Source organism: Aeromonas salmonicida, assembly GCF_028355655.1.
Lineage (GTDB): Bacteria > Pseudomonadota > Gammaproteobacteria > Enterobacterales > Aeromonadaceae > Aeromonas > Aeromonas salmonicida.
The window spans coordinates 1,753,428-1,762,541 of record NZ_CP110645.1; the positions used below are offsets into that span (position 1 = coordinate 1,753,428).

Below are 9,114 nucleotides of genomic sequence, written 5' to 3' on the forward strand. Positions count from 1 at the left end.
CTGATCTGATCACCAAATCCCTCTTCAAATCAGCATCATGGGCAAGTCGCTTCACGCCATATCCAACTGGTCACAGTACAACCGTTCCCTGGTCAAACGCGGCTCGCTAACGTTCTGGGTTGATGAGAATGTCGTTCATAACTGGTTCCATCAAGAACATCATGGCCGACGTGGACGAAGCGCCCTCTACACCGACCAGACCATCTGTACCTTTCTCATGCTCAAAGGCATTTTCAACCTCTCCCTGCGGGCGACACAGGGCCTGCTCGACTCACTGTTCGAGCTGATGAATGTGCCGTTGTGTGCCCCCGACTACAGCTGTGTCAGCAAGCGCGCCAGTACTGTGAAGGTGGCATACCGCCAGCCACCCAAGGGCAAGGTTACCGATTTGGTTATCGATTCCATCGGCTTGAAAGTGTTTGGCGAGGGCGAATGGAAGGTCAGAAAGCATGGCTATGACAAGCGCCGGGTCTGGCGCAAATTGCATCTGGCGGTGGACCCGGCGACCCACGACATCGTGGCAGCCGAGGCCTCGTTGGAAAATGTTCATGATGCCGAGGTGTTGCCGACCCTGTTCAATCCGCTACGCCGAGCACTTGGGACCGTGTATGCCGATGGCGCATATGACACCAAGGCCTGCCATGAACTGATAAAGCGCAAAGGAGCCAAGGCCTGTATTCCGCCGCGCAAGAATGCCGGTTTATGGGAAAAGGGGCATCCACGCAATGAAGCTGTTCTGGTGATGCGCAAGGAGGGGCTGACTCACTGGAAGCAGCAGTCCGGGTATCATCGGCGCTCATTGGCCGAGACGGGGATGTATAGGTTCAAACAATTGATGACGGGAAAAATCAGTCTACGTAACTACAACGGACAAGTGGGAGAGATCATGGCCTACGTGTGTGCGATGAACAAGCTGAATGCCCTTGGTCTGCCAGCTAGAGAGCCCCAAGTGTAGCTATCACCTGGGGCTGGGGAAGTTGTGGCCTAATGGCTGATTTGGGCAACAACGCCGGGTGATGCCGAACAATACAGGCGGGTTTGGTGATGTGACCAAGGCAGCTCAGGTGTTCGACATCAACGAGATCGACAGCATCAAGGCCAGCCTGCTGGCGATGAACGACTGGGCAGGGGAGGAGATCATCAGGTTCAACCCGTACAAGCTCGCCGCCGGTACCGAACCGGCCAGCCAGGGCGATCAGCTGCGCTGACCCAGCCAGCGCATTCCTACCACCCCGCCATCTGGCGGGGTTTTCTTTTGCCCTTTATCTGGGCGCATCAGCGGCCCGCCGCTGCATCATTGATGCGGGCCACCCTCGCACCCTCGCACCCTCGCGGATCCTTCGGCGAGCATTCGGAGCGACTGGCGCAGCCTGCCAGCACCGCTGGCGCGCAATCGGGACCCCGCCTCGCCTGCCCGCTTTATGTATGGAAAACCATGCAGGTGAACGACGGGGTGAGGGGGACGGCTCACCGCGCCAGCACTGGCCGCGTGCACCCTGCCAGATCCTTTTTGCGATCCTTCACTTTCCGCCAGATCCTTTCACCCTCCGAGCGGGGGATAGCACTGCATCACCTTGCTCTTTCCACTCACTGATAAGCGCACTTGGAGACTTGGATATAAAAATCTGGCTTGGCTTTGAGTTGTTCAGGGTATTTGCTGGCTAACTGATGATGCCAATAGGGAGCCATCATCTCTTGATGGGGGGCCTTGGGACCCAGGGTCACATGTTTGACCGGAGCAAGGTGATTAGTCCGGTGCATCTCCAGATAAAGCCGGGGAGGGGTACCTTTTATCAAGTCAGGTTCTTGCACCTGAATCTCTTTGGCACCGTATTCCAAATGGGTAACGATAATGCGGTGCTCTTTTTCTGCTTCATAGTCAGCATCTTTGAGTAGATAAGGTAACGGCCCCAACAGTTGCGACAGTTGCTGAAGCTTGGCCGTATCTGGTTTAGGGCCTAGGAATTTTTTCACCGCGTTTTTTAATTCTTTGAATGACTTCAATAGGACGCTTTCTTTGTCCTCGCCATGAATCTGCATCTCCCCTTTGATATAGACGACGCGATAGAATTCCGCACTCTCTTGAGGTGATTTCCCCGAATTGAGGAACGCCTGGTTTTTTTCATCTTGTGGCGCATCACTCGGTTTTTTTGACAATAGATCGAACTCAAAAAAGTGATTGGTATTAAATGTAATCGCACAGCCACAGGCGTCGTCGTTTTGATGGTTTTTGCTGTAAAACCGCCACATATTCAGGCTGTCTTCCTCTGGCAGGAAGCACCCGACAAAGGCAGGCTTACTCTCAACCGGGGCATGACCAAGATAGTGCCAGAGCAGCTTCCCTTCATTGGGGTCATTGAGCGCATTGATATGCCCCAACCGCAAAGGGCTCCGCTCCAGTAATAAGGCATTGCCAACCTGCAGTGAGGTGTAGTGGGTCATGGTGGCCTTTTCTTGGGATTTCAACTGAGCCAGAATGCGTTCTCGAATCTTGGTTATCTGGGGTGATAACGCATAACGTTTTGCTCGATCTTGATATTCAATGGCCTTAAAACGCAGCTGGGGTGGGGCTTTTCGGGCAGTTTTACGAAAAAGGGCTTGTGCCCTAGCATAGCTCTGCTTAATACCGTAGCCGTTCATATACAACAGGCCAAGATATAAGGTTGCTTGTGAATGTCCTTGTTTGCTTGCCTTGCGGAACCAGTCGATAGCCGTACTATTGTTTTTCTCTATCCCCCGACCCATCATGCACATGAACCCCAGTTTGCTCTGGGCATTTGCCTCCCCTTGTTCAGCAGCCTTGCGATACCATTCGACAGCTGTGCTGTTGCTTTGTGCCACCCCTCGGCCTTCTTCGTACATCCATCCCAAACTGAACTGGGCAAGAGTATCTCCTTGTTCGGCTGCCTTGCGATACCACTCAACAGCCGTGCCATCGCTTTGCGCCACCCCTCGGCCTTCTTCGTACATCAATCCCAGATTAAGCTGGGCATCAGCATCCCCTTGTTCGGCTGCCTTGCGATACCACTCGGCAGCCTTGTTATCGCTTTGCGCCACCCCTTTACCATCTTCGTATATCAATCCCAGTTTGAATTGGGCACCAGCGTGCCCTTGTTCAGCGGCCTTTTGATAGTACTCGACAGCCATGTTAACGCTTTGTGCTACCCCCCGGCCTTGATCGTACATCCATCCTAGATGGAACTGGGCCGCAGCGTCTCCTTGTTCGGCGGCTTTTCGATACCACTCGACAGCAGTGCTATCGTTTTGCTCTACCCCACAGCCTTCTTCGTACATCAATCCCAGATTGAACTGGGCAACTTCGTGCCCTTGTTCGGCTGCCTTGCGATACCACTCGGCAGCCGTGTTATTGCTTTGCGCTACTCCCCGTCCTTTCTCGTACATCCATCCCAGATTGAACTGAGCATCAGCACTACCTTGTTCGGCGGCCTTGCTATACCACTCGACGGCCGTGCTATCGTTTTGTGCAATCTCTCGGCCTGCTTCATACATCCATCCCAACTTGAACTGGGCATCTGCGTCCCCTTGTTCCGCTGCCTTTATCATTGCGGTGATTTCTTCTGGTAGTTCTGACTTATCCATATTCCATTACCCATGCATTTGTTGTTATGCCAACTTACACCGATTTTTACATGCTGATTTCCCACAACACATTGAAAATGATGCACTTATTGTAAGTTTGTTTATCTTGCCCTAAGCCCTAAGAATTGTCGATTGAAGGGGGCCGGGGCTCCCAAGAATTTCACTGACAGGGTTCACATTTACCAACTTTTGGCTGTCGGCAGGTGGTACATGTGGTGGAGAAACCTGTTCCAGTCTCGGTTGCAGTGGGTAGTGGGATGAATATGGCGTTTTTTTCGGCCAGGATCCGCTGGGCTGCGGCTAGGGTCATCGGGTATTCGTGGATGATGGAGTAGTAGGTGCCGGCTTCGCGGTGCTCGGCGACATCGAGTAGGGGATAGATGCGGCGGGCGGCCCCCATCATGTAATCGGCGGCGCGCCAGAGCCACGCCAGTGAATGCAGCTCGTCATCGGTCAGCACGGTGAGGGGCTGCGGGTGAGCAGCGGTCTCCCGGTCCAGCACATCGAGCACCCAGCGGCGGAACTCTTTGGCGAGCGCCGTGTGTGAGAACATGGCGATCAGGTAGGTACCGCGCAGCGATGCGCTGATGCAGGTCATCGACAGGATCAATCAGGGGAGGCTGGGGAAGGTCTACTTTGCGGCCCGTGGCCGCGATACCCGGGAGTGGATGATGAAGCGGGAGCAGTTAAGCTCCCGCTATACCACCGCGCTCGGCGAACTGCCGGTGGAAAAGTGATGAATACGGAGGGAGGTCAGTACATCCGTTCTATCTGCTTGCCAAAACTCACCATCATCCACCCGTCGGCAAAAAAGCTGGCCCAAGTGAGGAATCCAATGAACGTTTCCGGGATCATGGCCTGAATGATGGGCCACTGGTCAAACAAACCTGGCGGAGTGGGGAGTGTCGCTTTGCCATCCGTAATGGTCTGGAGTCTGGTAAAAGCCCGTTCGAGACGGCGTTCAAACATGAGTGTTCTGACGCCCAGCATCAGTGCCCCCAAAGAGGACAGCATCAGCAGACCACCCAAGAACTTCATTACGCCGGGCTCCATGACCAGTGAAGCAAGAAGGTCTTGAAGGCGTTCCAGCATGAGATTTTCCTACTTAAATATGTAGCGGAGCAGGGTTGATGATGTCGTTTTCTTATATGGTCCCACCGGGATAGAGGCCCACCACGTTTCAAATGACGGAGCACCGTTCAAGGCATGAGGAGCTTGTTGACTGACCACATCGTAAATGTCTCTGAAAGTGCTCTTATCTATAGTCGTTTGCAGCGGGACGAGCCATACGTCGTAGCTGTCTGGTCGCTCTTTCGCGACCAAGCCTGGTGTGGTGAAAATGTTGCCGCACTGCTCTGCCGTTTCAACTCGGTAAAAGGGAGATTTGCCAAAAGCCGTCAAGCATAAGCCAAAGTCCTGCTGGGCCTTATACTCAGGCATCAGGTTAAAGCCCAGCAGGACTGCTATCGGCAAGAGATAAAACAGGTGATAGATCGGGGAGACAAAGCGAAGCATAGTTACTCCGGTAGTGGCGTAGATGCGAAAATGACTCTATATCCAGCCATAAAAACTACAGTATCACCACTCCCAAAATGGTTAGGCTCCTATCGCTATCTCACCACCACTTGTCTTCGTCCACTTTTTGCCAGATGGCGCGTTTGAACTCCGCATCGCTCAGATTACCTTGGCTCATCGGGGGCTCATCAATCCAGCGAGTCAACGCACTGAACTCATCATAGGGAACCACAGGGGAGTGATGGGCACCCGGTGAGGTTTGGTGATGCTGTCTTTGGAGCAGGACAGCCGCATAGGCACGCTCACCAGGCGTGAGCATGTTAAGCCAGGTATCAATCTCATGTTGAGGCCAATACCGCTCCAGGATGAGCCTGCAGCGCTTCTCGATGGCTTCGCTGCCATGCACTTGGGGTGTGTAGGACGTTTGCTTATTGCTCATCTGCTCTTTCCTCCATAGCCAGCGCCTTGATATGTGGCTTCATACTGGGCAGGAATTCCCGAACATTTTCGGATGAAGGAGGGTTGATAGCGGCATCCGTTACCCAATCGATAGACTTGCGCAGTTCGTCAAAGGCGATCTCGAAATCAGCATCCGACAAATTCTTCCCAAATGCCAGACTCCCGTGAGTCAGAACAGCACTGCGTACTCGCATTCTGAGCTGTTCCTGGCGTAATGCCTCTGCATCATCAAAGGCTTTTTCAACCTCAGCATCAACTACTCTCAGCATCTGTTTGCTGCAGTGCGCCGGTGCGCCGGTTGCCCCCGGCCAGTGACGGCTCACAATCAGCCGATCACCGACCAGGCGCACGTACTGGCTGCCGGCATTGATGATGCTGCCGTGTTGCAGCAGGGCGGCGTTGCTTTCATAAAGACCCATACGGCTCAACTCTTTGGCCAGAGTGGATCCTTTAACCCCTGATTTGGATCCTTCCGTACAGTTATTGACAGAACTCCAAGGGGCGCAGCTGCCGCTGCTCAAGGGCAACTCGCTGCGCTCGCCGACGGCATGCTCGCGCTGCTCGCCCAAACCCTGCACCTCTGCCCCCTTGCGCACTATCTGCCAGCCTTCTGTGCGGGTGGTGGCGGTGGTCTGACCCACGTCAGAGATCACCCCCAGCAGCTTGATCACGTCCTCGCCGTATTTGTTGGCGGCTTCGTCCAGCCGCTTGGAGAGGCGGATCAGGTGCTCTTTGCGTGGGGCATCAATGCCGCCCATGGCATTGATAAAGTCTCCCCAGCGGTTGTTATCTGCCGCGTGGCGGGCAGCTTCCAGCACGCAATCCCATTCGATCACCTCGTCACCCAGGCGGCGCAGCTCGCGCCACACGCTCACGGCAGGGCCGCCGATCTGCTGAAACTGGCGGATGCGCCAGCAGCTGGCCCAGGCGCCCACGGCGATGGTGGTGTGGTCTACGGGGGCCTCGGCCTCGTAATCCATCCCCACGGCATGGCCGTCGATGTTCTTGGCGATGTACTTGGCGATTTAGCCGGTGGCGCTGCCTTTGGTCGGGTCGATCTCTTTCCAGTTCACCCTGGGGTTGATGGCCTTGATGGCCTTGATGGTCTGCTTGTCAGTGATGTCGAGCAGGCTCTTGATGTGCGGCAACTTGTTACGGATGCGCGACTGGGCCAAAGCGTCCAACTCGGTACCGTTGGGCATTTTCAGCTCGGCCCGTTCGGCGGCAGTGAAGTGGAAGGCCAGCAGGGTCAGAAAGACGTGCTGATGTTCCGGGTTGATGAACAGCAGGCAGTGCCAGTGCGGGGTGGCGTCGTGGTGTGGCTCCACTACCCGAAAGCCAAATGCCCCGACCATTTCCCGCGCCAGCGCGGCACGAAAGCGGGCCCACTGTTTGCACAGCAGGCGGTTGGTCTCGGTCGGGGTCGCGTTGTTGAAGTCTTCGTTCTGGTAGGTCTTGGACTTGTCTTGTTTCCCCACCCGCCAAGCGTGATAGCTGGATGGGGCGGTCAGGGTCAGGAACAGGCCCAGCTTGCCCTGTTCCTGCGCCATATCCTCAAAGCCGCGCATGCGCACCATCAGCTCATGGCGGCGGATCTCGGGGTTGGCCACGGATGCCATGATGGCGTCTGTCAGATCGATTTCTTGCCCCAGCGCCTCGTTGACGGCGCTCATGATCTCCATCCATGCCCGCTGGGCCGCCTTGCGCTGGGTGAACTCGCGCACTGCGTGGGCGCTGGCGTAGGGGCTGACCCCCTTGCGCACTTGGCCGGTGAGGATGGCGATCAGCTCGCAATAGATGGCCCAGGCGCGATTAATCTTGCGCAGCCACCAAGATTCGTCGAGCAGGCGCACCAGCAGGCTGGCGGCGGCGCCCTCGAACTTGTCCACGGCAGGGGCCAGATTGTCTCGCTCTGCGTCGGTCAGCGGCCTTTCCAGCAGGCGTTCGGCGTGGGTGCGAGGGTGAACCGGCAAGGTGGGGCAGAAGTGCCACGCCTGTGCCTGAGCGCCAAGGTCAGCCAGCAGTTCGGTGGCGGTGCGCTCGTTGGCGCCGGTGCTCAGCAGTTGCTGGCAGCGGCGGGCCCACTCTGCGGCGACCAGCTCGCGGCGCATATCGTTGCGCAGGTCGACCACCGGGATCGGGAAGCGGGCCGCAGCAGCTTCGCACACGTCAACGATGCGGCGCAGCCAGACATTGGCGGTTTTCGGGTTGGCTGGGTAGCGGTGCAGGTAAGTCTTGGCCAACGGCTTGGCAACGTGCCACTCGACGCGGGCCAGTTGCTCGGCAGCGCCTGCCATATTGATGGCATGGTGGCCGACCAGGTAGTGCTGTGGCAGCTGGATGCCCTGCAGGTTGTTGATGGGTTCGTTCACTTACACACCCCGCATTTTTCAGCTGTGTATTCGTTCGGTTGCAGGTAGCGGCCGCACTGGGTGCAGGTCGGTACCATGTCGAGGGTCGCCAGCCGATCAGACCAGCAGGTGGCTTCGCAGAAAAACAGGCTGGTCATGCGGTTGCCGGAGAGGATGACCGGGCGCACATGGCTGAAATCTCCGCAGCAACTGCAGAGCATCGAGGGGCGGGCAGCAGGGGCGCCCTTCACCACGGTTTCACTGGCGGCGCGGGCCAGCGGCCAGCAGCGCTCGACACAATAGGGGTAGGATCGGCGACCGTGGCGGCCAGCCACCGGCATGCACACCGCCATCTGGTGGCACTTGGTGCAGGGCTCCAGGGTGACCATTTGTACGGCGGAAAGGGGGTTTGCAGGGCGCACGACGCCCAAAGCCGGGGCAAGCCCGGCTGGTTTTTGATGGGTCATTAGATGGCGCCTCCGGTATAGAGAGACTGGATTTTGCGTGAAGCAATACGGGCGGCAGTGCGGGCTTGGCGGCACAAAGTCAGGTGGGTTCTGGCTGGAGTGCGCTGGCCGTGGGGGCCATCTTTACGCAGGTCCAGCAAGTCGAGCTGCAGGCCGTGCAGCCTGGCCTCGGCGGCGATCATGTTAGAAACCCATTGGTCGATGGCGTGTTGGTTGCTCATTTGATGGTTTCCCCCAAGCCGTGTAGTGGTTCGCAGTCTGCCCACCACTCGGCGATCTCTTTAGCCAGTGCCAGTTCGGCGCTGCCGACGGCCAGCCAGTACACGGCGCGAATGGCGCCTAGCGCCAGCAGTTCCCGGGTGATGTCACGATTTCTCTTTGCATCGCTACCCGAGCTGGCGAACTCATCGACGGCAGCCTCCCAGTGCTTGGTCAGCTGGCTGACTGGTGCCGGTGGTTGCATATGTGCGGGGCCCGCCTCTGTGATACCCAGCGCGTCTTGCGGGGCTTCCAGTTCAAACAGGTCATCGGTCATGACCGACCTCCACTGGTATTCAGGCACAGCCAGAGCGAGCGCCAGGCATGAGCGCGGGTAGCATGAAGCTGTGTGGCCTTATCGTCGGGACGGGTTAAGTGGCGGGGCCTTGCCAGCTTGGCCAGGTGCCGATTGCACACCTTCACATTGCGTAGTGCGGTGGGAATCGCTACATTGCGCATATCAG

The 9,114-nt window shown here is 56.9% G+C and carries 12 protein-coding genes and 1 pseudogene; 3 read left to right on the plus strand and 10 right to left on the minus strand.

What is annotated here, in order from left to right:
- The first annotated feature begins 37 nt into the window (after nucleotides 1-37).
- Both ONZ54_RS08570 and ONZ54_RS08575 read left to right on the plus strand, forming a co-directional pair.
- Nucleotides 38-955: an IS5-like element ISAs15 family transposase gene (locus ONZ54_RS08570; protein WP_271787931.1), complete on the plus strand. Its 918-nt coding sequence runs from the start codon at nucleotides 38-40 to the stop codon at nucleotides 953-955.
- Between the two features lie 58 nt (nucleotides 956-1,013).
- A pseudogene (locus tag ONZ54_RS08575) lies at nucleotides 1,014-1,208 on the plus strand (phage portal protein); the annotation flags it as partial.
- A gap of 379 nt (nucleotides 1,209-1,587) precedes the next feature.
- On the opposite strand, the gene ONZ54_RS08580 reads toward ONZ54_RS08575, so the two are convergent.
- A complete protein-coding gene (locus tag ONZ54_RS08580) occupies nucleotides 1,588-3,600 on the minus strand; it encodes a DUF2971 domain-containing protein (protein WP_271787932.1) in 2,013 nt (670 codons plus the stop codon).
- Between the two features lie 160 nt (nucleotides 3,601-3,760).
- Nucleotides 3,761-4,198, minus strand: a complete 438-nt coding sequence (locus ONZ54_RS08585) for a P22AR C-terminal domain-containing protein (protein WP_271787933.1) — start codon at nucleotides 4,196-4,198, stop codon at nucleotides 3,761-3,763.
- Here ONZ54_RS08585 and ONZ54_RS08590 point away from each other — a divergent pair.
- Nucleotides 4,188-4,337 carry a DUF4113 domain-containing protein gene (locus tag ONZ54_RS08590; protein ID WP_271787934.1) on the plus strand — a complete coding sequence of 50 codons (150 nt, stop codon included), beginning with the start codon at nucleotides 4,188-4,190 and terminating at the stop codon, nucleotides 4,335-4,337. The genes ONZ54_RS08585 and ONZ54_RS08590 overlap by 11 nt on opposite strands.
- Nucleotides 4,338-4,353: 16 nt before the next feature.
- On the opposite strand, the gene ONZ54_RS08595 is transcribed toward ONZ54_RS08590, so the two are convergent.
- The 8 genes from ONZ54_RS08595 to ONZ54_RS08630 all read right to left on the minus strand — a co-directional run bounded on the left by ONZ54_RS08595 (nucleotide 4,354) and on the right by ONZ54_RS08630 (nucleotide 8,927).
- Nucleotides 4,354-4,692, minus strand: a complete 339-nt coding sequence (locus ONZ54_RS08595) for a hypothetical protein (RefSeq protein ID WP_271787935.1) — start codon at nucleotides 4,690-4,692, stop codon at nucleotides 4,354-4,356.
- A gap of 9 nt (nucleotides 4,693-4,701) precedes the next feature.
- Nucleotides 4,702-5,115, minus strand: a complete 414-nt coding sequence (locus ONZ54_RS08600) for a hypothetical protein (protein WP_271787936.1) — start codon at nucleotides 5,113-5,115, stop codon at nucleotides 4,702-4,704.
- A gap of 100 nt (nucleotides 5,116-5,215) precedes the next feature.
- Nucleotides 5,216-5,554 (minus strand): hypothetical protein, encoded by a 339-nt coding sequence (locus ONZ54_RS08605; RefSeq protein ID WP_271787937.1) that lies wholly within the window; start codon nucleotides 5,552-5,554, stop codon nucleotides 5,216-5,218.
- The gene (locus tag ONZ54_RS08610) at nucleotides 5,544-6,554 is read right to left on the minus strand and encodes a hypothetical protein (RefSeq protein ID WP_271787938.1); all 1,011 of its coding nucleotides are present in this window, start codon (nucleotides 6,552-6,554) and stop codon (nucleotides 5,544-5,546) included. Before ONZ54_RS08610 ends, ONZ54_RS08605 begins: the two co-directional genes overlap by 11 nt.
- 45 nt (nucleotides 6,555-6,599) lie before the next feature.
- Nucleotides 6,600-7,946, minus strand: coding sequence for a replication endonuclease (locus tag ONZ54_RS08615; protein ID WP_271787939.1), 1,347 nt, complete (start codon nucleotides 7,944-7,946; stop codon nucleotides 6,600-6,602).
- Entirely contained in the window at nucleotides 7,943-8,392 is a 450-nt protein-coding gene (locus ONZ54_RS08620) for a hypothetical protein (RefSeq protein ID WP_271787940.1), read from the minus strand. The genes ONZ54_RS08615 and ONZ54_RS08620 overlap by 4 nt, the downstream gene beginning before the upstream one ends.
- Entirely contained in the window at nucleotides 8,392-8,613 is a 222-nt protein-coding gene (locus ONZ54_RS08625) for a hypothetical protein (protein WP_271787941.1), read from the minus strand. The genes ONZ54_RS08620 and ONZ54_RS08625 overlap by 1 nt, the downstream gene beginning before the upstream one ends.
- On the minus strand, nucleotides 8,610-8,927 hold the full coding sequence (locus ONZ54_RS08630; protein WP_169045827.1) for a hypothetical protein: 318 nt from the start codon (nucleotides 8,925-8,927) through the stop codon (nucleotides 8,610-8,612). The genes ONZ54_RS08625 and ONZ54_RS08630 overlap by 4 nt, the downstream gene beginning before the upstream one ends.
- Nucleotides 8,928-9,114 lie beyond the last annotated feature (187 nt).

Excerpts from the sequence above, each read along its gene's own strand:
- ONZ54_RS08570 (WP_271787931.1), top strand. The coding sequence starts at position 38 with ATGGGCAAGTCGCTTCACGCCATATCCAACTGGTCACAGTACAACCGT.
- ONZ54_RS08580 (WP_271787932.1), bottom strand. The coding sequence starts at position 3,600 with ATGGATAAGTCAGAACTACCAGAAGAAATCACCGCAATGATAAAGGCA.
- ONZ54_RS08590 (WP_271787934.1), top strand. The coding sequence starts at position 4,188 with ATGCAGGTCATCGACAGGATCAATCAGGGGAGGCTGGGGAAGGTCTAC.
- ONZ54_RS08585 (WP_271787933.1), bottom strand. The coding sequence starts at position 4,198 with ATGACCTGCATCAGCGCATCGCTGCGCGGTACCTACCTGATCGCCATG.
- ONZ54_RS08595 (WP_271787935.1), bottom strand. The coding sequence starts at position 4,692 with ATGCTGGAACGCCTTCAAGACCTTCTTGCTTCACTGGTCATGGAGCCC.
- ONZ54_RS08600 (WP_271787936.1), bottom strand. The coding sequence starts at position 5,115 with ATGCTTCGCTTTGTCTCCCCGATCTATCACCTGTTTTATCTCTTGCCG.
- ONZ54_RS08605 (WP_271787937.1), bottom strand. The coding sequence starts at position 5,554 with ATGAGCAATAAGCAAACGTCCTACACACCCCAAGTGCATGGCAGCGAA.
- ONZ54_RS08610 (WP_271787938.1), bottom strand. The coding sequence starts at position 6,554 with ATGGATTACGAGGCCGAGGCCCCCGTAGACCACACCACCATCGCCGTG.
- ONZ54_RS08620 (WP_271787940.1), bottom strand. The coding sequence starts at position 8,392 with ATGACCCATCAAAAACCAGCCGGGCTTGCCCCGGCTTTGGGCGTCGTG.
- ONZ54_RS08625 (WP_271787941.1), bottom strand. The coding sequence starts at position 8,613 with ATGAGCAACCAACACGCCATCGACCAATGGGTTTCTAACATGATCGCC.
- ONZ54_RS08630 (WP_169045827.1), bottom strand. The coding sequence starts at position 8,927 with ATGACCGATGACCTGTTTGAACTGGAAGCCCCGCAAGACGCGCTGGGT.